This is a genomic window from Streptomyces sp. NPDC047049 (genome assembly GCF_040643995.1).
In the GTDB taxonomy this organism is placed as follows: domain Bacteria; phylum Actinomycetota; class Actinomycetes; order Streptomycetales; family Streptomycetaceae; genus Streptomyces; species Streptomyces mooreae.
On record NZ_JBEYVM010000003.1, the window covers coordinates 108937 to 129616 of the forward strand.

The following is a 20680-nucleotide window of genomic DNA, read 5'->3' on the forward strand; positions in this document are numbered from 1 at the left end:
ATGTCCCGTAAGCGCACCATGACCATCGGGGCGGCCGCGCTGGCCGGCGCGGCGGTCCTCTCCCTCTCCTTGTCCTCCTGCGGCAAGGCCGACATGACCAAGCAGACCTCGCCGTTCGCGGCGGCCAAGGGCTCCAAGTCGGTCACCCTCTCGGTGCAGACCTGGGTCGGCGCCCAGTCCAATGTCGCGGTCGCCAAGTACCTGCTCGAACACGAGATGGGCTACCACGTCGACACCGTCCAGGTGGACGAGATCCCCGCCTGGGACGCCCTGAGCCAGGGCCGGGTCGACGCGATCCTGGAGGACTGGGGCCACCCCGACCAGGAGAAGCGGTACGTCAAGGACAAGAAGACGATCACCGCGGGCGGCGGCAACGGCGTCACCGGCCATATCGGCTGGTTCGTCCCCAAGTACTGGGCCGACAAGCACCCCGAGGTCAAGAACTGGAAGAACCTCAACAAGTTCGCCAAGCAGCTCCGCACGTCGGAGAGCGGCAACAAGGGCCAGCTGATGGACGGTTCGCCGTCCTACGTCACCAATGACAAGGCGCTGGTGAAGAACCTCAAGCTGAATTACGAGGTCGTCTTCGCGGGCTCCGAGGCGGCGCAGATCACCCAGATCCAGCAGTTCGCCAAGGCGAAGAAGCCCTTCCTGACGTACTGGTACGAGCCGCAGTGGCTCTTCAACCAGGTGCCGATGGAAGAGGTCAAGCTGCCCAAGTACACCGACGCCTGTGCGGCCAAGGGCACCAAGGACCCCAAGTCCATCGACTGCGCCTATCCGACCACCCCGCTGCAGAAGTTCTTCAACACGGAGTTCGCCAAGAAGGGCGGCAGTGCCGCGGCGTTCCTGAAGAACTTCAAGTGGACCAAGGACGACCAGAACGAGGTCTCCGAGTCGATCGCCTCGGGCGGTCTGTCCGCCGACGAGGCGGCCAAGCGCTGGGTGGACAAGCACCCGGACGTCTGGAAGAAGTGGCTGCCCAAGGCCAAGAAGTAGCCGCCGCAAGGGCATGGCCCCCCCAGGGGGCAGCGGGATCTCGCGGGCAGTCGCACGGGGTGTGCGACTGCCCGCGAGCGCGTTGACGGGCGGGCCTTGCTGGTTCGGTTGCCGTGGGGCTTACCCGTTCGGGGGCCGCGGGGTCCTCACGCCTTACCCGTTCGGGTGGCGAGCGGCGAAGCGCGGCGCGGCGCGGCGGCAGGCGCAGAAGGCTGGGCAGCCGCCACCGACGAAAGGGCCCGCCATGCCGCTGCCGCCGACCTGCCCCACGCCCGACTGTGACGACGTGCTGTGGAAGGACACCACGCACACCGACACCGACTGGGACAACTGGCGCTGGTGGTGCGGCCGTTGCGGCAAACAGTGGTATCCGACAGCGGAACAGCTCCAGGAGTACCGCTATGGAGCAGCCGGCCGGCCCCACCCCTCCGCCTACCGGGACCCCAGACCGGCGCGGCAGTAGGAGACCCGCCCTACTCGCCTCCCCCTCCGGTGCCTCCCTTCCCGTGTCACTCCACCCGCAGCAGCAGCTTCCCGGTGCTCTTGCGGCTGCCGAGGAGCCGGTGTGCCCCGGCGGCATCGGCGAGCGGGAACTCCGCCGACACGGGGAGTTCCACGCCCCCTTCGGCGACCGTACGGAAGGCCCGTCCGGCCAGTGCGCGCAGCGCCTCCGGCGCCGTCCGGGCCAGCGACAGGATGGAGAACCCGGCGACCGACCGCCCCCAGGGGTACAGCTCGGGCTGGCCCACCTGCCACGGCTCGGCGGAACTCGCGTTCCCGAACGACACCAGGCGGCCGAAGACGGCAAGCGCCTCCAGGCTGCGCCGGAAGGTGTCACCGCCGACGGGGTCCAGGGCGAGATCGACCCCTTGTCCGCCTGTGGCGCGCCGCACCTCCTCGTCGAAGTCCGGGCCGGTGAACACCTCGTCGTAGCCGTAGGTGCGCGCGTGCTCCGCCTTCGACGCATCCGAGACGACGCCGTAGACGGCACCCGCCCCCGCCGCCTTCGCCAACTGGCCGGCCACCGCGCCGATCCCGCCTGCCGCCCCCTGCACCAGCACGGTCTCGCCGGCCCGCAGCCGGCCCACCTCGTGCACCAGGGCATGCGCGGTGGGCAGCACCGTCGGCAGGGTGGCCGCGGTGCGCAGGCTCACCCCCTGCGGCAGCGGGAACACGCTCGCCGCGGTGGCGACCACGGTCTCCGCGTACGCGCCGCCGTCCGTGAGCGCCGCGACCTCCTGCCCCGGACGGAGCCCGTCGACCGCCGCACCGACCGCGCGGATGCGCCCGGAGACTTCCAGGCCCGGCCGGAAGGGCAGGGACGGGACGCGGTAGCCCTCCGCACGGGCCTTGAGGTCGGCGAAGTTCACCCCGGCGTAGGCGACATCGATGCTCACCTGCCCCGCCCCCGGCTCGGGAACGTCGGCCGCCACGACGCTCAGGACCTCGGGACCGCCGTACTCCTGGAACTCCACCGCACGCATGACCGCACACGCCCCTCACGACTGTTCAATGGAATGCGAACACTCCGACTGTATGATCTGGATCGAACACTCCGCAAGGGGCTTCGCGAGGGGGCTCAGGGGCCGAGGAGATCGAGCGGATCGAGCAATCGAGGAGACCGAGGAATGCCGGGCCGTAGCAGCCACCGCGCCGAGCCGGTGCACATCCATCCCGAGGACGTCCCCGTCGAGACCGCCCTCGCCGCCCTCGCCGACCCCGTACGACTCCAGCTCGTCCGCGAGTTGGCCGGCTCCGCCGACTGGTCGCACAGCTGCGGCAGCTTCCGCGTGGAGGTCGGCAAGGCCGCACTGAGCCACCACTTCGGCGTACTGCGCGCCGCGGGCCTGGTGGAACAGCGCGACCAGGGCCCCAAGCGCCTCAACCGCCTGCGCCGCGAGGAGTTCGACGCCCGCTTCCCCGGGCTGCTCGGCCTGGTGCTGCGCGAGGAGGATTAGGCCGGAGCGGAGGGCCGGGGCCGGTGGCCGGGGCCGGTGGCCGGGGTTGGTGGGCCGGGGCCGGCGGACCAGGCCGGTGGGCCGGGACCGGCGGTTCAGGGTCGGTCGGCCGGGACCGGCGGTTCAGGCCCGGTGGACCGGCGGACCAGGACCAGCGGACCAGGACCGGGGAATCAGGACCGACGGACCAGGACCAGGACTGGTCCCAGGTCCAACGGCCGATCCCGTCCCCCTCACCCGCCCTATACGTTCCTCGTGCAACCACCCGACGGCGCTCGGTCCATACCGGGCGCCCCCAGAGGAGCTTCCATGCGCGTCACCGCCTTCGACCATCTCGTCCTGAACGTCTCCGACGTCGAGCGCTCGCTCGCCTTCTACTGCGGCCCACTCGGTCTGGAGCCGGTCCGCGTCGACGCCTGGCGCGCGGGCGAGGTCTCCTTCCCCTCCGTGCGCGTGAGCCCGACCACGATCATCGACCTCGTCCAGGGACCCCGCGAGGGCTCCAACGTCGACCACCTCTGCCTGGTCGTCGAGCCCGTCGACTGGCAGGAGGTCATCGACTCGGGCGAGTTCACGGTGGTCGACGGCCCCGGCCCACGCTTCGGCGCCCGCGGCGAGGGCCAGTCCCTGTACGTCAGCGACCCGGACGGCAACACCATCGAACTCCGCTGGTACGCGCCCGACGCCGGGCATACCCGGTCGTGAGGTGGGGGTGCGGGCGTTCGGCCCCACGCTCTACTGCCAGGTCGCGGTGTCGGGGTCGACGCTGTGGGCGCGTGCGCTGGCGTCGATGATGCGACGGAACCAGCTGGCAAGGCCGGCGCGGATGCCGTCGTAATGGGCGGCAAACGCCGGATCGGCCTCATACCTGCGGCCGAGGCAGACCTGCATCTGCCTGGTGAGGGGGAAGTACGAAGCAAAGACTTCGCGGTGCCGCTCGACGAGTTGGTTCGCTTCCGGGCTGCCAGGTGTGACGCCGGCCTCCATCGCGTCCCCGAGGGCGCGTTCGAGGCCGGTAACGGCGTCGGCGACGGCCTGCCATTCCTCCGGACCGCGAGAGGCTGAGCGTTCGGCGTACTGCCGCCATTGCGTCGTGTCTCCGTAGCGCTGACGGGCCTGGGCGGGCCAGTCCGGGTTCCACTGGGGGCCGAAGATCGCGGCCTGCTGCTCGACGGTCAGCAGCGGGCCGCGCTCGTGGGCCTCGATCATCCGGTCCAGTTCGGCGCTCAATTGCTGGAGTCGGCCGACCCGTTCGGCAACCTGGGCGCGCTGCGCGCGCAATGCGCCGAGCACGTCCGCGGTCGAGTCGTCCAGGATGGTCCGAATCCTGTCCAGGCCGAGACCGGTCTCGCGGTAGACGACGATGCGGTGCAGGCGTTCCAGATCATCAGCGGTGTAGAGCCGGTATCCGGCAGCCGTGCGCAGCGACGGTCGCGCCAGACCGATCTCGTCCCAGTGGTGCAGCGCGCGGACGGTCACGCCCAGCCGCGCCCCGACCTGACCGACGGTCAGGCCATCTGCATCGGTGGCATCAGGCATGCTCCCCATTGTCGCCGCGAACGGCGTCCGGTGGGGTGATCCCGACGGCTTCAAGGTTCCGCGCCTCCTGGCTGGCCGGATCAAAGGGCTTCGCCGCCGTGAAAACGATCCGTGCGTTCTCGGGGGTGATCACCGTGACGTCGCGGGTGTTCCAGGCAGTATCCCGTGGCCCCTCGACCGAGTCCGGGCGTAACGCCCGACAGGCCTCGACAACGGAATCGACCTGGCTCAGCACGCCCGAGAAACTGAAGCTCATCGCCGGCGCCTGCTCCGGAACGCTCTCCGCCTGGACGAGGAGTACGTCCTGGAACGCCCACCGGCGCAGATGCACCACCGAGCCGGGGATGCTGAACAGTTCGACGAACCCGAGCCCACGCGTCCAGAAGTCCACCGACGCCGCCAGATCGCTCGTGGGAATCGACACGAACGCGGGCATGGCATAGATGCCGAGGAACGGCTCCGGCGGTACCGCATCCGGGCCGGCATCGGGTACGGGGCTCATCTCAAATGCGTTGTAGTAGTCGCTCATGCACCCCACTCTCCAGCCTCACGCTGCGGGAGGGTCAAGTCGATTCCGTGCATCTCGCCCTGCTGCGACGGCGCGACCCACGTGGTGGCCGGGTACACGCCGGGGGCGTCCCACTGCACGGCGCCGCATACGACCTCAGGACCGGGGTGCCAGCAGGTCGTCCAGTTCGGCCGCGAAGAGCAGGGCGGGGTCGAGGTTCATGCCGGTGAAGTGGCCGGCGAGTTCCAGGGACAGGACGCCGTGCAGGCGGGTCCAGAAGGTCAGGAACCGGTGGAGGGCTTCGGGCGGGGCGGGGTGGCCGGCGGCCCAGTCCCGGTGGTCCTCCAGGTAGGCGCCGAAGGGCGTCGTGGCGCCGTCCGGGGCGAGTGCCGCGCACGCGTCGACCAGGGTCGTCATGATCTCGGAGGAGATGGCGGTGGTGTCCTCGGGCGCGTGGTAGCCGGGGACGGGGGTGCCGTAGACGAGGAAGTACCGCTGCGGGTCCGCCAGGGCCCAGTCGCGCAGGGCGTGTGCCAGTCCGGCCAGGTCGGCGCCGTCGGCGGAGGCCGTGCGGAGGGCTTCGGCGAGGCTTCGGTACGCCTCCCGGACGAGTTCGGTGATCAGGTCGTCGCGGCTGGCGAAGTAGCGGTAGAGCGCCGGTCCGCTCATGCCCATCTGCTTGGCGATCGCGTTGAGGGAGAGCGCGGACGCCCCTGCCGTGGCGATCTGCTCCCAGGCGCGTTCGGTGATCTCCGCCCGCACCTGCGCCCGGTAGCGCTCCCGCGGAGTGTTCGCGCCCGTCGTCGCCATGGCCTGCCACCGTCCCCATCCATCCGGCTACATCTTCAAGACTTGGTTAGAAGGTATCACGCAACTTATTGACCTGGTGTTCCGCGTCGAGTTATAAGTGTTAACGAAGGTGTGGGGCTGTAGTTCGGAGTTCGGATGGTGCGCGGACGGATGTATGGAGGGGTGTGCGGCCGCGTGATCCGCCCGGCAGACGGCGCTCGCACTCACGACTGACCGACAGAGGGGAACTCCTTGTCCGGCATCCGCAGCACTGACCTCCGCGGCACCGACCTCCGCGGCACCGACCTCCGCGGCACTGGCCTCCGTAGCACCGGGATTCGCGGCGCCGGGATTCGCAACGCCGGTTTACGCGGCACCCGTTTGCGCGGTACCGGCTTCCGCAGTACCGGCTTCCGCGCCGCCCTGTCCGCCGTCCCGCTCACCCTCACCCTCGGCCTCCTCGGCACCGCTGCCGTCCCCGCGGGAGCGGCCGGCTCCCACGCCTCCCGCCCCTCTCACCCCTCCCACCCGTCCCACCCCGGCACGTCCGTCACCTGCCAGGGGAAGGGAGTCGACCCCGACGCTCTCGTCCGCCACCGGACCGAGACCGTGATTCACGCCCCGCTGCGCACCATCTGGAAGCTGCAGACCGACGTGGAGCGCTGGCCGTCCTGGCAGGCCCCCGTCACGGCCGTGGAACGCCTCGACCACGGCCCCTTCCGCAAGGGTTCGGCATTCCGGTGGACGACCCCGGTGCCCCCCAATCCCTCAACTCCCGCTACCAGCCTGGAGATCACCTCGACCGTCCGGCAGATCAAGCGCGCCGCGTGCCTGCGCTGGACCGGCCCCGCGATCGGCGAAGGGCTGCGCATCGATGGTGTCCACGTATGGAACTTCACCGAGGTCAAGGGCGGTGTCCGGGTGAGCACCGAGGAGACCCACACCGGCGCGCAGGTCGAAGCGGACGTTCCCACCGCGACCAAGATCCTGCGCGAGGGCCTGGAAGCATGGCTGCGCAGCCTGAAGTCCGCCGCCGAAGCCCGCGCTCAGCACCGGCCGTACTGATCACGCCCCCTCTCCGACGGGCTCCCGAGGGGCGGCCGTCGGCGCGGGTGCGCGGTGGGGCAGCAGAAGGGGAGTGGCCAGGAGGAGCGCACCGGCCAGGAGGATGGCGGTGCGGGTGCCGGTGAGGCCGGCGAGCAGTCCCCAGCACGCCGTCATGGCCGCGGTGGTGGTGCTGCTCGTGATGGACCACGCCGACAGGGTCCGGGTCACGCGGTCGGTGGCGGTGTGGGCGAGCCGGTAGGTGGCGAAGACCGGGGTGAAGACCCCCATGCACAGGATCAGGCCGAACTCGACAACGATGATGAGCACGAGTCCCCAGGGGCCGGGACCGACGAATCCCAGCCCCAGGGACCAGCACGCCCGCAGGGTGCCGGCGGTGAGCAGCACCCGGCGCTGCCCGAACCTCGTGACCAAGGGGCGGGCGAGCCGCGAGCCGACGAGACCGCCGATGCACGACACGCCGAAGGCCAGGCCGTACTGCCACGGAGCGAAGCGCAGGTCGTGCAGGAGGAGCACGGTCAGCAGCGGCATGGTCGCCATGATCAGCGCGTTCACCAGGCCGGTGTTGAAGAACAGTGGTCGCAGGTGGGGGTGGCCCAGGATGTAGCGCCAGCCCTCGACGACGTCGGCCGGGGTGAAGCGTTGCGCGGGGCGGTCCGGCGGCGGCGCCTCCCGGCCGCCGATCGCCCGGATACCGAGCGCGGAGAGCAGGAAGCTGACCGCGTTCGCGACCACCGTCGTCAGCGGCCCGAACACCCCGATGGCGACGCCTCCCAGGGGCGGACCGAGCGCGGTCGCCGTCCATGTCGTGGTTTCGAACCTGCCGTTGGCCACCAAGAGGTCGTCGGGCCGTACCAGGGCCTTGAGGTACGCGCCGCTCGCGGCGGTGAACACGATGTTGGCAGCCGCGACGACCACCGATACGACGACGAGCTGGGCGAAGGTCAGCCCGCCGAGCGCGTAGGCGGCGGGCACGGTCAGCAACGCCAGGAACCGGAGCAGGTCCATGCCCACCATGACCGGCCGCTTACGACGGAACTCCACCCACGGCCCCAGCGGCATCGCGAGCAACGCCCCCGCCGCCAGGCCCGCCGCGGACAGCACGGACACCTGCGCCGTACCGCTGTGCAGCACCAGGACGGCGATGAGCGGGAACGCATCGAGCGAGAGCCAGGTCCCGGCGGCGCTGGCGGCGAACGCCGCCCACAGCCACCCGAACTCCCGGCCCAGCGAGTGCCGGTGTCTCATTTCTGGCTCCGTTCCCTGCCCGATATCCCCGTTCCGTCCGGATGTCCGGGGCCGAGGAGGGGGCATCGCGTACGTCCTGTCCTGTCGTGGGTCGGGGGCCCGGGACCTGGCTGCCCGGCCGTCTTGGTGCCACGGCATAGTAGAGCGCAGCCCGATGAGGGACATGACAATTACGGCGCGCTGCTCGCCGGTGCCGCCGCTTATCAGGGGGACTTGCTCCATGCCATCCATCCGCCGCTCCACCGCCGCGGCCGCGGCACTGGTCGCGCTGCTCACGGGCACCGTCACCGCCTGCGGCCCCAGTGACGACAAGGCCGCCGCTTCGGGTGCCGCCGACCAGAAGGGGCAGGGGGGCGGCGGGTTCAAGATCCCCAAGGACGTGCCGACCAGCCTGGACGATCTGAAGAAGTGGAAGGACGGCGGCTGGCAGAACTGGGACAAGTGGGCCCGCAAGGCCTCGGACTTCGCCAATCCGGTGATCAAGGACCACTGGAAGACGGACCGGCTGGCCAAGGCGAAGAACTCGCCCGAGATCGGGGTGAAGGCCACCGGCGCGGGCAGCGAGTTCGACGCCACGGACCCCGAGCCGCAGCCGGTCACCGCCGAGCAGGTCGCCCGCCCGTACCACCAGCACATGGCACCGGTCGGGAAGATCTTCTTCGACAGCCCGAAGGGCCCGATGGTCTGCTCCGGCACGATCGTCGAGGACCCCGCGCACCCCGGCAAGTCCAACCTGGTGTGGACCGCGGGCCACTGCGTGCACTCCGGCAAGCAGGGCGGCTGGATGCGCAACATCGTCTTCGTGCCGTCCTACAACGACAACGGCGCCGCGATGAACCAGGTCAGCGGCGCCCCCGCACAGCAGGTCACCCCGTACGGCCGGTTCTGGGCCGACTGGATCACCACGTCCGGTGAGTGGATCAACATGGGCAGCCAGCACAGCGGAAACGGTGGCTCGGCCTACGACTTCGCGGTGCTGCACGTGAAGCCGGAGAACGGCGGCGGCAAGTCGCTTGAGGAGACCGTGGGGGCCGCCGCCCGGGTCGCGTTCGACACCCCCTCCGCCGACCGCATCGCCTCGCTGGACGCCTTCGGCTACCCGGCAGCGCCGCCGTTCGACGGTGCACGCATGATGAACTGCCCCGGCCGCCCCGGCCGCCTCGTCATGCAGGAGGGCACGCCCGCCATGAACCGCATCGGCTGCAACATGACCGGCGGCACCTCCGGCGGCGGCTGGTTCGTCAACCACGGCGGCAAGCTGACGCTGGTGTCCAACACCTCGATCAGCTCCAGCAACCACACCTGGCTGGCCGGTCCGCACCTCGGCCCGGAGGCGGAGCGCGTCTTCAACGACATCAGCCGGAAGTTCGCCAACCGGTAGTCCGGGAGGACGTCGCCCCAGGAACCAGGCCCCTCGGCCCCCGGCCCCTCGGCCCCCGGCTCGTCTTCGAGCCGGGGGCCGGGGGGCTGGGCGAACGACGGCCCGTACCCCGGAACCGCCGCGCGCTCAGCAGTCGAACACCGACCAGCAGATGTCGTTCCGCAATCGCTGGTCGTCCAGCACGAGTTCGCGGATCTCCTCCGGGAGCTGGTCGCGCTGCCACTGGCACTCGACGCGCCCTGCGGCCTCGCTCTCGCCTTCCGGCGCGGCAGCACGTGCGGCCTTGATCGCATAGGCGGCCGCACCGAGCTCGTGCGCGGCGACATGTGCGACGACCCCGGCCTGGCCGGCGGCGTAGGCGGCATGCCGTGCCGCGCCACGCAGGTCCCGGGCCGCGCCCATGGCATGGCCGCCCGCCGCGCGGGTCCGCATCATCTTGACCTCGCCACGCACCCAGGCGCGGGCATGCTCGATCGCTTGCCGCGGCCGTGGGTCCTGAGGCTGAACCGACTCGAAGAGACCGAGGACGTGCTCCGCGCAGGATGCCGCCCACAGGGCGAGGAGATGGTGATCCGCGTCGGTGAGAGTCCCACCGCGGCGGATCGTCACGAAGCGAGGGTCCCGGACCTTCGGGAGGATCATGGTTGGCGCTCCTTCCGAGCGCACGTCCGGTGCGCCGTGGGGGCGCGGTGAAACGGCGCAGGTGCGCAGATTACAAGGCCCTGCGCAGTGCCTCCAGGGCGCCGGGGAAGGCGCTGTCGGCAGGGGTGGCGTAGCCGATGACCAGGCCGTGGCGGGGCGGCATGGTGGCGGCGGGGTGGCGGTAGCCGGAGAGGCCGTCCAGGGCCAGGCCCTGGCGGCGGGCGGCGCGCAGGGCGGTGTGTTCGTCCGACTCGGCTGCGCCGTCGGGGAGTTGGAGGACGGCGTGCAGGCCGGCGGAGATGCCGGTGACGGTGAGGTGCGGGGCGTGGGTGGTCACCGTGTCGATCAGCTGGTCGCGGCGTCTGCGGTAGCGCTGGCGCATCCGGCGGATGTGCCGGTCGTAGGCGCCGTGGGTGAGGAATTCCGCGAGGGTGAGCTGGTCGGTGACGCCCGCCCAGGCCTCGCGCTCGCCCTTGGCGTCCAATACGGCGTCGACGAGGCGGTCGGGGAGCACCATCCAGCCCAGGCGCACCGCGGGGGACAGGCTCTTGCTGACCGAGCCGATGTGGAGGACGTGCTCCGGATCGAGTCCCTGGAGGGCGCCGACCGGCTTGCGGTCGTAGCGGAATTCGCCGTCGTAGTCGTCCTCCAGGATGAAGCCGCCGGTGGCGCGCGCCCAGTTGATGGCGGCCGCCCGGCGGTCGGGGTGGAGCGGTACGCCGGTGGGGAACTGGTGGGCGGGGGTGAGGAGGGCCGCGCCCATGCCGTCGAGCCGGGGCAACTGTGCGGTGTCGGCGCCGTGTTCGTCGAGGCCGACGGGGTGGGTGCGGATGCCGGCGGTGGTCAGGAGGCGGCGGTGGAAGGGGAGGCCGTAGGACTCGACGGCGAGGGGACCGGGAAGGACGGCGGGCAGGAGCAGACGCAGGGCATGGGCGAAGCCGGAGCAGATGACGATGCGTTCGGGGTCGGTGCGCACGCCGCGGGTGCGGGCCAGGTAGCCGGCGAGCGCGCGGCGCAGTTCGGGGCGGCCACGGGGGTCGCCGGGGCCGAAGGCGTCGTGCGGGGCGGCGGTCAGCGCGCGGCGGGCGGCGGCCAGCCAGGCGGTGCGGGGGAAGGACGCGGCGTCCGGTTGCCCCTGGAGGAGGTTGTGGGCGGGGCGGCTCGCCGGGGAGGGGCGGGCCGGGGCGCGGTGGGGTGTGGGCGGCTGCGCGCTCCCCGGGACTGCGTCCGGGTGGTGCCACCGGGCGACGCGGGTGCCCGAGCCCTGGCGGGCGCTGAGCCAGCCCTCGGCGACCAGTTCGGCGTAGGCGTCGGCGACGGTGTTACGGGCGATGCCGAGGTCGGAGGCGAGGGAGCGGTAGGGCGGCAGGCGGGTGCCGGGGGCCAGGCGGCCGGACCGTACGGCGTCCCGCAGCGCCCGGATGAGGACGGCGCGGCGGCTGCCGGGACCGGTCAGCTCCAGATGCAGATCGACGCCCAGGCTCTCGGCGGGATTGACCCATGATTCCGGCATGGAAATGCACCCTACAGCCGGTCGCCTGCTCTTCTAGATTCGAGGCATGACGCAGCAGACGCAGCAGACGCAGCAGACGCATGGCAATGACGTCGCGGTTCGTGGCGAGGGCGCGGCGGTGGAGGGCAGTGGCGCGGCGGCCCGCAAGCCCAGGGTGAATTTTGCTCAGGCCGCGCCGAAGGCCTTCAAGGCACTGATCGGTTTCGATGCCGCGGCGCGTGAGGGCCTGGACCCCGCCTTGGTCGAACTGGTCCAGATCCGCTCCTCGCAGCTCAACAAGTGTGCATACTGCCTCCATATGCACACCTCCGACGCCCGCAAGGCGGGCGAGAGCGCGGAGCGGCTGCACATGGTGGCCGTCTGGGAGGAGGCGGCGCACTTCTTCACCGCGAAGGAGCGGGCGGCGCTGGCCCTCACGGAGGCCGTGACGCTGGTCGCCCGGGGAGGCGTGCCGGACGAGGTCTACGAGCGTGCCGCCCGCCACTTCGAGGAGGCGGAGCTGGCCCGGCTGCTGGCGCTGATCTTCACGATCAATACGTGGAACCGGATCGCCATCAGCACGGGGAAGGTGCCGGGGACGGACGAGCGGTAGCGGGGCGGCGGGCTGGGCACGCACGGCCCGGCGCTCGCGGGCGCGGCACTCGCGAGCTCGGCACTCGCGGGCGCGGCACGCGCGGGCGGGGCGTCGGCCGGGTCAGCTCCCGCGCCCCGTCAGCCCCCGCCACCCACCGCCCGTCAGCCCCGCGGCCCGTCACCCCTCCGCCCCCAGCTCCTCCCGCAGCCGCTCCGCCATCGCCGCCACCGCTGCCATCGACCGGCGCTGGAGGCCGCCGCCGAAGGTGACCCGGGCCGCGCCGAGGGCGCCGAGTTCGCGCGGGGCGGGACCGTCCGGGGTCACCACGGCGTTGACGGGGAGGCCGATACCGGCGGCCAGCGCGGCCAGCTCCGGGGGCGGGGCGAGGATCGGATAGACGCAGTCGGCGCCCGCTGCCGCATACATCCGGCCCCGCCGGACCGCCTCCTCGGTGCCCTGGACGCCGTGCAGATAGGTGTCGATCCGGGCGTTGAGCACCAGCGACTCGCCGGCCTCGGCCCGTACCCGGGCCAGCCAGTCCGCCTGTTCCCGCGGGTCCCGCAGGGCGCCGGTGGCGGGGTCGGTGTCCTCCAGGTTGCAGCCCACCGCCCCGGCGTCCATGAGGCGGCCCACCAACTCCTTTGCGGACAGCCCGTATCCGGCCTCCACATCGGCCGAGACCGGGATGTCCACGGACCGTACGATCCGGCCGATGGCCGCGAACATCTCGTCGGGCGGCGTCTGCCCGTCCTCGTATCCGAGGGAGGCCGCGATGCCCGCACTGGGGGTGGCGAGCGCGGCGAAGCCGGCGTCCGCGAACACCCGTGCGCTGTCCGCGTCCCAGGGGCCGGGGAGGACCAGCGGCAGCCGGGGCCCGTGGTGGAGCGCGCGCAGCGCGGCGGCGGTCGTGGGGTGGTCCGTGGCAGTCATGGAGCAGTCCGTTGCAGTCGTGGGGCGGTCCGTGGTGGTCGTGGGGCGGTCCGTGGCGGTCATGCCTGGCCCGGCGCCATGCGGGTGGACACGCCGAAGCGGTTCCAGGCGTTGATGGTGGTGATCAGCGCGATCAGGTGGGCCAGTTCGGCCTGGCCGAAGTGGGCGGCGGCGCGGTCGTAGACGGCGTCGGGAACGAAGCCCTCGGTGAGGAGGGTGATGGCTTCGGTGAGGGCGAGGGCGGCCTGCTCCTCGGGGGAGTAGAAGTCGGCGGCCTCCTCCCAGGCGTTGAGGAGGTAGATCCGCTGCTCGCTCTCGCCGGCCGCACGGGCGTCCTTGACGTGCATGTCGAGGCAGAACGCGCAGTGATTGAGCTGCGAGGCACGGATCTTCACCAGCTCGACCAGCGACGGTTCGAGGCCCTTCTTCGCCGCGACCTCCAGCGCGATCATGGCCTTGTAGACGTCCGGCGCGAGCTTCGCCCAGGGCAGGCGGGGGCCGTGCCCGTGCGCCGGCTGCGCCGCCTGAGCTGGGTGAGCCGGCTGTGCGGGGCGGTCTGCCTGAGTGCTCTGCGCTGCCGGTGTGGTCGGTGCGGGCCGTGCTGTTCGTGCTGCCTGCTGAGCTGTCCGTGTCGTCATGTCTACGACGCTACGGCGGCAATGGCATGGCTGTATGGTCCATTTCCATGGAGAATTCCTGGGCCACTTTCGGGCGGGATCTGCACCTGGATCTCACCGGTTCCGGCGGTCTGCGCGCCGCGCTGCTGCGGGCGCTGCGGGACGCGGTACGGTCCGGCCGCCTGGCCCCCGGCACCCGGCTGCCCTCCTCCCGCTCGCTCGCCGCCGATCTCGGCATCGCCCGTAACACCGTCGCCGACGCCTACGCCGAACTGGTCGCCGAGGGCTGGCTCAGCGCCCGCCAGGGCTCCGGCACCCGCGTCGCCGAGAGGGTGCTGCCGCGGGCCGCGTCCGCCGCCCGGCGCGCCCCCGACCCAGGCCCCGGCCCCGGCCCCGGCCCGGCCGTCCGCGCCGACCGGCCGCGCTTCGCCCTCACCCCGGGCACCCCCGATGTCGCCGCCTTCCCCCGCACCGCCTGGCTGGCCGCCGCCCGCCGTGCGCTGGCCACCGCCCCCAGCGAGGCCTTCGGCTACCCCGCCTCCCACGGCCGCCCCGAGCTGCGGACCGTCCTCGCCGACTACCTCGCCCGCGCTCGCGGCGTACGCGCCGACCCCGGCCGGATCGTCATCTGTGCCGGTTTCCTGCAGGGGCTGGCCCTGCTCAGCCGCGTCCTGGGCACCGGGCGGCTGGCCGTCGAGTCGTACAGCCTCGACTTCCACCGCGCCGTCATCACCCGCGCGGGCCTGCGCACCGTCCCGCTCCCCGTGGACGAACGCGGCGCCCGCACCGGGGAGCTGACCGCCCTCGACGACGTACGCGCGGCCCTCCTCACCCCCGCCCACCAGTTCCCCACCGGCGTACCGCTCCACCCCGACCGCCGGGCGGCCGCCATCAACTGGGCGCGCGCCACCGGCGGCTTCATCCTGGAGGACGACTACGACGGCGAATTCCGCTACGACCGCAAGCCGGTCGGCGCTCTCCAGGGCCTGGACCCCGATCACGTCGTCTACCTGGGCACCGCGAGCAAGAGCCTCGCCCCCGCGCTGCGGCTGGCATGGATGGTGCTGCCGGAGCGCCTGGTCGATCCGGTGCTCGCCCTCAAGGACACCGGCGAATGGCAGTGCGGGGCGCTGGACCAGCTCACTCTCGCCGAGTTCCTGTCCTCGGGCGCCTACGACCGCCATCTGCGCGGTATGCGGCTGCGCTACCGGCGCCGCCGCGACCAACTGGTGGCCGCCCTGGCCGCCCACGCGCCCCAGGTCCGGGTCTCCGGCATCGCCGCCGGCCTGCACGCCGTACTGGAACTCCCGCCCGGCACCGAACAGGCCGTCCTCCAGACCGCCCGCCGGCAGGGCCTCGCCCTGGAGGGCCTGAGCCGCTTCCGCGACCCGACCGCCCCACCGGCCTCACGTGACGCACTGGTAGTGGCTTACGGGACCCCGCCCGACCACTCCTTCGCGGGCGCCGTGGACGCCTTGCTCAGGGCGCTGCCACCGGGGGAGTAGCAGGGGTGTGCCGCCGGAAAGCAGGCCGTCCAGGCCGTCCAGGCAGCCCGGCCGCCCGGGTCGCCCGGGTCGCCCGGTCGCCCAGACCGGCGCACACCGGCGGGGCCCCGCTCACGACTCACCACTCACAACTCACCACTCACAACTCCCGTACGAACGAAACCCGGTCGAGCCCCGGCCCGTTGTAGTCCTCCTGCACCGGTACGCCGTGGTCGTCGAGCCGGTCGCCCGGCTCCAGCCGGAAGCCCATGCGGGCGTGGTACGCGAGGGAGTCGCGGTTGTTGGGGCTGGTGATGCAGCGGACCTGGCTGCGGCCTGCCGTGCGGGCCGTGGCGAAGAAACGGTCGTAGAGGGCGCTGCCGATGCCGTCCCGCCGGCCCTCCGGGCACACGCCCACGAAGTGGATATAGGCGGTTTCGGGCTCGGTCTGGGACAGAAAGCCGACCAGGAAGGCGTGCAGGGCCCGGTCCGGGCGCTCGACGAGGAAGCTGGTGTCGGCGAAGTGCTGCAGGAAGAGGCGCGGTACGAGCAACTGACGCTGCCGCGCGCCCGCCTCACCACCCTGACCGCCCCACCACTCGGCCAGCGCCACCTGGAGCCGTGGGTGGTCCGCAGGGGTGGGGCGGCGCAGCGTCAGCTCACCGGGCAGCTGCTCCGGTACTCGCGCGTGCTCAGTCATGGTCACGTCCTCCGGCCGACGGTGAACGGGTGAGCGGGTGGGTGGATGGAGGGCGGGGGACGAGGGGGAGAGGGGCCGAGGTACCGAGGGGATGGGGAGATGAAGGGGCAGGTGAAAGGGGGCCTGCGTCCCGGCCCGTCGGTCAGCGTAGCCGCCGGGCGATTCGACTGACCGGTGAACTGCGCCGTTGCGCAACGTCGTTGAAGGTCGTGCGGTAAGGGCGCACGGAAAGGCCCCGCGCTGATCGCGCGTCACCCGTACCGACACCCGGCGCCGCCGCGCCCCGCAGCGGGCGCCGAGGGGCGCCGTGCGAGCCGCTGGGCGCTGCGCCATTCAGGGTAAATGCGCGGGACGGCTATGGCGCGGCGCCATGATCCGCGCGCCTACTGGTGCTATCGACCGGCGGGTTGCCAGCCTGGCGGAGGACCTCGGTACACAGATGCGGATCTCCGTCGGCAGTCATAACCGAGCCTGCTCCCCAGGTTGATGCCCACTTCCCGCGGTGTGTCATGCGCTACGGGGAGCTGAACGGCCCGCCAACATCACTATCCGGAGGGCCATTCCATGGCACCCACCTTCACCTTGGCATCCGCGTCACCCAATCCAGCAGTCTTCGGACAGCCGGTCACCCTGACCGCCACTGTCATCCCGCTGGGGCTCGGGACACCCACCGGCACGGTCACCTTCGTCGTGACCGGCGGGCCCACCGTGACGGGCACCCTCGTGGGCGGCACCGCGACCGTCACCGTCAGCGGAATCAGCGTCGGCTTTCACACCATCACCGCGACTTACAACGGCAGCGCTCAATTCTCACCGTCCAGCGGCCTGGCCTCCGTAACGGTGAACAAGGCGTCGACGACGACGACCGTCACCTCGTCCCCCGACCCGTCGACCTTCGGGCAGCCGGTGTCCATCACCGCCACCGTCGCGCCGGTCGCGCCCGGCGCGGGCACCCCGACCGGCACGGTCACCTTCGTCATCGGCGGCGGTGGGGGCGGCACCCTGACGGGCACGCTCTCGGGCGGCACCGCGACCGTCACCACCAGCAGTCTCAGCGTCGGCACCCATGCCATCACCGCTACCTACAACGGCAATGCCCAATTCAATCCGTCCTCCGGTACCGACACACAAACGGTGCAGGCGACCCTGCTGCCGACGACCACCACGGTCACCTCGTCCCCCGACCCGTCGGTCTTCGGGCAGGCCGTGACCTTCACCGCGACCGTCGCCCCCGTGCCGCCCGGTTCGGGTACCCCGACCGGCACGGTGACCTTCGTGATCTCCGGTGGCCCGACGCTGACCGGCACGCTCTCGGGCGGCACGGCGAGCGTCACCACCAGCGCCCTCAGCGTCGGCTCCCATACCGTCACGGCCACCTACAGCGGCAGCGGCACCTTCGCCGGGTCGAGCGGTACGGACACCCAGACCGTCAACAAGGCGTCCACGACGACCACGGTCACGTCCGCGCCCGACCCGTCGGCGGCCGGCCAGCCGGTGACGTTCACGGCGACGGTGGCCCCGGTCGCGCCGGGCGCGGGCACGCCGACGGGCACGGTCACCTTCGTGATCAGTGGTGGTCCGACCCTGACCGGCACGCTCTCCGGGGGCACGGCGAGCGTCACCACCAGCTCGCTGGCCCCCGGTACGCACACGGTCACCGCGACCTACAGCGGCGACGCCAACTTCAACCCCTCCAGCGGCACGGACACCCACACGGTGGGGCAGGCGTCGACGACCACGGTGGTCACCTCGTCGCCGGACCCGTCGGTCGTCGGCCAGCCGGTGACGTTCACGGCGACGGTGGCTCCGGTTCCGCCGGGTGCGGGTACGCCGACGGGCACGGTCACGTTCATGATCAGTGGTGGTCCGACGTTGACCGGCACTCTGTCCGGGGGTACGGCGAGCGTGACCACCAGCGCGCTGTCCGCCGGTACGCACACGGTCACGGCGACGTACAGCGGCGACGCCAACTTCACGGGCTCGGTCGGTACGGACACCCAGACGGTCAACCAGGCCTCGACGACCACCACGGTCACGTCCTCGCCCGATCCGTCGGTCGTCGGCCAGCCGGTGACCTTTACGGCGACGGTGGCCCCGGTCGCGCCGGGTGCGGGTACGCCGACGGGCACGGTCACGTTCGTGATCAGTGGTGGTCCGACCCTGACCGGCACTCTGTCCGGGGGTACGGCGAGCGTGACCACCAGCGCGCTGTCCGCCGGTACGCACACGGTCACGGCGACATACGGCGGTGACGCCAACTTCACGGGCTCGGTCGGTACGGACACCCAGACGGTCAACCAGGCGTCCACGACCACCACGGTCACCTCCTTCCCCGACCCCTCCGTGACGGGGCAGACGGTCAACTTCACCGCCTTCGTCGGGCCGGTCTTCCCCGGCGGCGGGGTGCCGACCGGGACGGTCAGCTTCGTCATCACCAACGGCGTCACGACCGTGAGCCTCAGCGGCACCCTCGACGGCGCCGGCGTCGCCACGGTCAGCACCAACGGCCTGGTCACGGCAGGCGTTTACACCGTCACCGCGACCTACAGCGGCGACGCGAACTACACCGGCTCCAGCGACACCGACACCCAGACCGTCAACCAGGCGGCGACCACCACCACGGTCACGTCCTCGCCGGACCCGTCGGTCGTCGGCCAGGCGGTGACGTTCACGGCGACAGTGGCTCCGGTCTCGCCCGGCGCGGGTACGCCGACCGGCACGGTGACCTTCGTGATCAGTGGTGGTCCGACCCTGACCGGCACGCTCTCCGGGGGCACGGCGAGCGTCACCACCAGCGCCCTGAGCGCCGGCAGCCACACGGTCACCGCGGCCTACAGCGGCGACGCCAACTTCGCCGGCTCGGTCGGTACGGACACCCAGACCGTCAACCAGGCGTCCACGACCACCACGGTGACCTCGTCGCCGGACCCGTCGGTCGTCGGCCAGCCGGTGACCTTTACGGCGACGGTGGCCCCGGTCGCGCCGGGTGCGGGTACGCCGACCGGCACGGTGACCTTCGTGATCTCCGGCGGTCCGACGCTGACCGGCACGTTGTCCGGCGGCACGGCGAGCGTCACGACGAGCGCGCTGAGCGTGGGCTCGCACACGGTCACCGCGACGTACAGCGGCGACGCCAACTTCACGGGCTCGGTCGGTACGGACACCCAGACGGTCAACCAGGCCTCGACGACGACCACGGTCACGTCCGCGCCCGATCCGTCCGTGGTCGGCGCGCCGGTGACGTTCACGGCGACGGTGGTGCCGGTCGCGCCGGGTGCGGGGACGCCGACCGGCACGGTGACGTTCGTGGCGACGGACGGCGTGACCACGGTGACGCTGACCGGCACGCTGAGCGGCGGCACGACCAGTGTGACCACAAGTGGGCTGGTGACGGCGGGCGTTTACACGGTCACGGCGACGTACAGCGGTGACGCCGGCTTCACGGGTTCGGTGGGCACGGACACGCAGACGGTCGGCCAGGCGTCGACCACCACCACGGTCACGTCGTCGCCGGACCCGTCGGTCTTCGGCGCGCCGGTGACGTTCACGGCGACGGTGGCTCCGGTCGCGCCCGGTGCGGGTACGCCGACCGGCACGGTCACCTTCGTGATCAGCGGTGGCCCGACGCTGACCGGCACGCTCTCCGGGGGCACGGCGAGCGTCACCACCAGCGCCCTGAGCGCCGGGACGCACACGGTCACGGCGACCTACAGCGGTGACGCCAACTTCACCACCTCCAGCGGCACCGACACCCAGACGGTGATCCAGGCGGCGACGACGACCACGGTCACGTCCGCGCCCGATCCGTCGGTGGTGGGCGAATCGGTGACTTTCACGGCCACCGTGGCGCCGGTGGCGCCGGGTGCGGGTACGCCGACGGGCACGGTGGTGTTCGTCGCGACGGACGGGGTCACCACGGTGACGCTCACCGGCACGCTCAGCGGTGGCACCACCAGCGTGACCACCAACGGCCTGGTGACCGCGGGCACGTACGTGGTCACGGCCACCTACAGCGGTGACGCCGGCTTCACGGGCTCGGTCGGTACGGACACCCAGACGGTCGGCCAGGCGGCGACCACCACCACGGTGACCTCGGCGCCGGACCCGTCCGTAGTGGGCGAGTCGGTGACCTTTACGGCGACGGTGGCCCCGGTCGCGCCGGGTGCGGGTACGCCGACCGGCACGGTGACCTTCGTGGCCACCGACGGGGTCACCACGGTGACGCTGACCGGCACGCTCAGCGGTGGCACGGCCGGCGTCAGCACCAATGGGCTGGTGACCGCGGGCGTTTACACGGTCACGGCGACGTACAGCGGTGACGCCAATTTCACCTCCTCCAGCGGCACGGACACCCAGACGGTCGGTCAGGCGGCGACGACCACTACGGTCTCGTCGACTCCGGACCCGTCCGTAGTGGGTCAGTTGGTGACCTTCACGGCCACCGTGGCTCCGGTCGCGCCGGGTGCGGGTACGCCGACGGGCACGGTGGTGTTCGTGGCGACGGACGGGGTCACCACGGTGACGCTGACCGGCACGCTCAGTGGTGGCACCACCAGCGTCAGCACCACTGGGCTGGTGACCGCGGGCGTTTACACGGTCACGGCGACGTACAGCGGTGACGCCAACTTCAACGGCTCGACCGGTACGGACACGCAGACGGTCGGTCAGGCGTCGACCACCACCACGGTGACCTCGTCGCCGGACCCGTCCGTAGTGGGTGAGTCGGTGACCTT

19 protein-coding genes and 1 pseudogene are annotated in these 20680 nt (G+C 71.8%); 10 read left to right on the plus strand and 10 right to left on the minus strand.

What is annotated here, in order from left to right; all coding sequences use genetic code 11:
• The gene (locus tag ABZ851_RS08395; protein ID WP_361124011.1) at positions 1 to 999 is read left to right on the plus strand and encodes an ABC transporter substrate-binding protein; all 999 of its coding nucleotides are present in this window, start codon (positions 1 to 3) and stop codon (positions 997 to 999) included.
• A 244-nt stretch (positions 1000 to 1243) separates the two neighbouring features.
• Positions 1244 to 1462 (plus strand): hypothetical protein, encoded by a 219-nt coding sequence (locus ABZ851_RS08400; RefSeq protein WP_336051247.1) that lies wholly within the window; start codon positions 1244 to 1246, stop codon positions 1460 to 1462.
• Between the two features lie 46 nt (positions 1463 to 1508).
• On the opposite strand, the gene ABZ851_RS08405 is transcribed toward ABZ851_RS08400, so the two are convergent.
• Complete coding sequence (locus ABZ851_RS08405; protein ID WP_361124013.1) at positions 1509 to 2483, minus strand: zinc-binding dehydrogenase; 975 nt, start codon at positions 2481 to 2483, stop codon at positions 1509 to 1511.
• A 144-nt stretch (positions 2484 to 2627) separates the two neighbouring features.
• On the opposite strand from ABZ851_RS08405, the gene ABZ851_RS08410 reads away from it, so the two are divergent.
• The gene (locus ABZ851_RS08410; RefSeq protein WP_088799536.1) at positions 2628 to 2957 is read left to right on the plus strand and encodes a helix-turn-helix domain-containing protein; all 330 of its coding nucleotides are present in this window, start codon (positions 2628 to 2630) and stop codon (positions 2955 to 2957) included.
• Positions 2958 to 3266: 309 nt separating this feature from the next.
• Positions 3267 to 3662, plus strand: coding sequence for a VOC family protein (locus ABZ851_RS08415; protein ID WP_361124016.1), 396 nt, complete (start codon positions 3267 to 3269; stop codon positions 3660 to 3662).
• Positions 3663 to 3692: 30 nt separating this feature from the next.
• Here the strand turns inward: ABZ851_RS08415 and ABZ851_RS08420 are convergent, their stop codons facing one another.
• The 3 genes from ABZ851_RS08420 to ABZ851_RS08430 form a co-directional block, all read right to left on the minus strand.
• Positions 3693 to 4496, minus strand: coding sequence for a MerR family transcriptional regulator (locus ABZ851_RS08420; protein ID WP_361124018.1), 804 nt, complete (start codon positions 4494 to 4496; stop codon positions 3693 to 3695).
• Positions 4489 to 5025, minus strand: coding sequence for a VOC family protein (locus tag ABZ851_RS08425; protein WP_336051236.1), 537 nt, complete (start codon positions 5023 to 5025; stop codon positions 4489 to 4491). Before ABZ851_RS08425 ends, ABZ851_RS08420 begins: the two co-directional genes overlap by 8 nt.
• Before the next feature lie 135 nt (positions 5026 to 5160).
• Positions 5161 to 5814 carry a TetR/AcrR family transcriptional regulator gene (locus ABZ851_RS08430; RefSeq protein ID WP_361124021.1) on the minus strand — a complete coding sequence of 218 codons (654 nt, stop codon included), beginning with the start codon at positions 5812 to 5814 and terminating at the stop codon, positions 5161 to 5163.
• Between the two features lie 231 nt (positions 5815 to 6045).
• Here ABZ851_RS08430 and ABZ851_RS08435 point away from each other — a divergent pair.
• Both ABZ851_RS08435 and ABZ851_RS08440 read left to right on the plus strand, forming a co-directional pair.
• Positions 6046 to 6111 (plus strand): annotated as a pseudogene (locus ABZ851_RS08435) (pentapeptide repeat-containing protein); the annotation flags it as partial.
• Between the two features lie 63 nt (positions 6112 to 6174).
• Positions 6175 to 6858 carry an SRPBCC family protein gene (locus ABZ851_RS08440; protein WP_361124902.1) on the plus strand — a complete coding sequence of 228 codons (684 nt, stop codon included), beginning with the start codon at positions 6175 to 6177 and terminating at the stop codon, positions 6856 to 6858.
• Here the strand turns inward: ABZ851_RS08440 and ABZ851_RS08445 are convergent, their stop codons facing one another.
• Complete coding sequence (locus ABZ851_RS08445) at positions 6859 to 8106, minus strand: MFS transporter (protein WP_361124023.1); 1248 nt, start codon at positions 8104 to 8106, stop codon at positions 6859 to 6861. It lies immediately after the preceding gene.
• Between the two features lie 220 nt (positions 8107 to 8326).
• Between ABZ851_RS08445 and ABZ851_RS08450 the strand changes: the two genes are divergently transcribed.
• Positions 8327 to 9487, plus strand: coding sequence for a hypothetical protein (locus tag ABZ851_RS08450; protein WP_361124025.1), 1161 nt, complete (start codon positions 8327 to 8329; stop codon positions 9485 to 9487).
• A gap of 126 nt (positions 9488 to 9613) precedes the next feature.
• Here ABZ851_RS08450 and ABZ851_RS08455 read toward each other — a convergent pair whose 3' ends face one another.
• A complete protein-coding gene (locus tag ABZ851_RS08455; RefSeq protein WP_361124027.1) occupies positions 9614 to 10129 on the minus strand; it encodes a putative immunity protein in 516 nt (171 codons plus the stop codon).
• Positions 10130 to 10199: 70 nt separating this feature from the next.
• Positions 10200 to 11642: a PLP-dependent aminotransferase family protein gene (locus ABZ851_RS08460; protein ID WP_361124029.1), complete on the minus strand. Its 1443-nt coding sequence runs from the start codon at positions 11640 to 11642 to the stop codon at positions 10200 to 10202.
• A 46-nt stretch (positions 11643 to 11688) separates the two neighbouring features.
• Between ABZ851_RS08460 and ABZ851_RS08465 the strand changes: the two genes are divergently transcribed.
• Positions 11689 to 12234: a carboxymuconolactone decarboxylase family protein gene (locus ABZ851_RS08465; RefSeq protein ID WP_361124031.1), complete on the plus strand. Its 546-nt coding sequence runs from the start codon at positions 11689 to 11691 to the stop codon at positions 12232 to 12234.
• A 159-nt stretch (positions 12235 to 12393) separates the two neighbouring features.
• On the opposite strand, the gene ABZ851_RS08470 is transcribed toward ABZ851_RS08465, so the two are convergent.
• A complete protein-coding gene (locus tag ABZ851_RS08470; RefSeq protein WP_361124033.1) occupies positions 12394 to 13146 on the minus strand; it encodes an isocitrate lyase/phosphoenolpyruvate mutase family protein in 753 nt (250 codons plus the stop codon).
• 59 nt (positions 13147 to 13205) lie between these two features.
• Complete coding sequence (locus ABZ851_RS08475) at positions 13206 to 13784, minus strand: carboxymuconolactone decarboxylase family protein (RefSeq protein ID WP_361124035.1); 579 nt, start codon at positions 13782 to 13784, stop codon at positions 13206 to 13208.
• Between the two features lie 47 nt (positions 13785 to 13831).
• Here ABZ851_RS08475 and ABZ851_RS08480 point away from each other — a divergent pair, with 47 nt between their 5' ends.
• Positions 13832 to 15268, plus strand: a complete 1437-nt coding sequence (locus tag ABZ851_RS08480; RefSeq protein ID WP_361124037.1) for a PLP-dependent aminotransferase family protein — start codon at positions 13832 to 13834, stop codon at positions 15266 to 15268.
• A gap of 139 nt (positions 15269 to 15407) precedes the next feature.
• Here ABZ851_RS08480 and ABZ851_RS08485 read toward each other — a convergent pair whose 3' ends face one another.
• Complete coding sequence (locus tag ABZ851_RS08485; protein WP_361124039.1) at positions 15408 to 15947, minus strand: GNAT family N-acetyltransferase; 540 nt, start codon at positions 15945 to 15947, stop codon at positions 15408 to 15410.
• A gap of 564 nt (positions 15948 to 16511) precedes the next feature.
• On the opposite strand from ABZ851_RS08485, the gene ABZ851_RS08490 reads away from it, so the two are divergent.
• Positions 16512 to 20680 (plus strand): Ig-like domain-containing protein (locus ABZ851_RS08490; RefSeq protein ID WP_361124042.1); only part of this gene is annotated, 4169 nt, incomplete at its 3' end.

What these genes read in the sequence shown, in the direction of transcription:
- ABZ851_RS08395 (WP_361124011.1), top strand. Translation starts at nt 1, where the DNA reads ATGTCCCGTAAGCGCACCATGACCATCGGGGCGGCCGCGCTGGCCGGC.
- ABZ851_RS08400 (WP_336051247.1), top strand. Translation starts at nt 1,244, where the DNA reads ATGCCGCTGCCGCCGACCTGCCCCACGCCCGACTGTGACGACGTGCTG.
- ABZ851_RS08405 (WP_361124013.1), bottom strand. Translation starts at nt 2,483, where the DNA reads ATGCGTGCGGTGGAGTTCCAGGAGTACGGCGGTCCCGAGGTCCTGAGC.
- ABZ851_RS08410 (WP_088799536.1), top strand. Translation starts at nt 2,628, where the DNA reads ATGCCGGGCCGTAGCAGCCACCGCGCCGAGCCGGTGCACATCCATCCC.
- ABZ851_RS08415 (WP_361124016.1), top strand. Translation starts at nt 3,267, where the DNA reads ATGCGCGTCACCGCCTTCGACCATCTCGTCCTGAACGTCTCCGACGTC.
- ABZ851_RS08420 (WP_361124018.1), bottom strand. Translation starts at nt 4,496, where the DNA reads ATGCCTGATGCCACCGATGCAGATGGCCTGACCGTCGGTCAGGTCGGG.
- ABZ851_RS08425 (WP_336051236.1), bottom strand. Translation starts at nt 5,025, where the DNA reads ATGAGCGACTACTACAACGCATTTGAGATGAGCCCCGTACCCGATGCC.
- ABZ851_RS08430 (WP_361124021.1), bottom strand. Translation starts at nt 5,814, where the DNA reads ATGGCGACGACGGGCGCGAACACTCCGCGGGAGCGCTACCGGGCGCAG.
- ABZ851_RS08445 (WP_361124023.1), bottom strand. Translation starts at nt 8,106, where the DNA reads ATGAGACACCGGCACTCGCTGGGCCGGGAGTTCGGGTGGCTGTGGGCG.
- ABZ851_RS08450 (WP_361124025.1), top strand. Translation starts at nt 8,327, where the DNA reads ATGCCATCCATCCGCCGCTCCACCGCCGCGGCCGCGGCACTGGTCGCG.
- ABZ851_RS08455 (WP_361124027.1), bottom strand. Translation starts at nt 10,129, where the DNA reads ATGATCCTCCCGAAGGTCCGGGACCCTCGCTTCGTGACGATCCGCCGC.
- ABZ851_RS08460 (WP_361124029.1), bottom strand. Translation starts at nt 11,642, where the DNA reads ATGCCGGAATCATGGGTCAATCCCGCCGAGAGCCTGGGCGTCGATCTG.
- ABZ851_RS08465 (WP_361124031.1), top strand. Translation starts at nt 11,689, where the DNA reads ATGACGCAGCAGACGCAGCAGACGCAGCAGACGCATGGCAATGACGTC.
- ABZ851_RS08470 (WP_361124033.1), bottom strand. Translation starts at nt 13,146, where the DNA reads ATGACTGCCACGGACCACCCCACGACCGCCGCCGCGCTGCGCGCGCTC.
- ABZ851_RS08475 (WP_361124035.1), bottom strand. Translation starts at nt 13,784, where the DNA reads ATGACGACACGGACAGCTCAGCAGGCAGCACGAACAGCACGGCCCGCA.
- ABZ851_RS08480 (WP_361124037.1), top strand. Translation starts at nt 13,832, where the DNA reads ATGGAGAATTCCTGGGCCACTTTCGGGCGGGATCTGCACCTGGATCTC.
- ABZ851_RS08485 (WP_361124039.1), bottom strand. Translation starts at nt 15,947, where the DNA reads ATGACTGAGCACGCGCGAGTACCGGAGCAGCTGCCCGGTGAGCTGACG.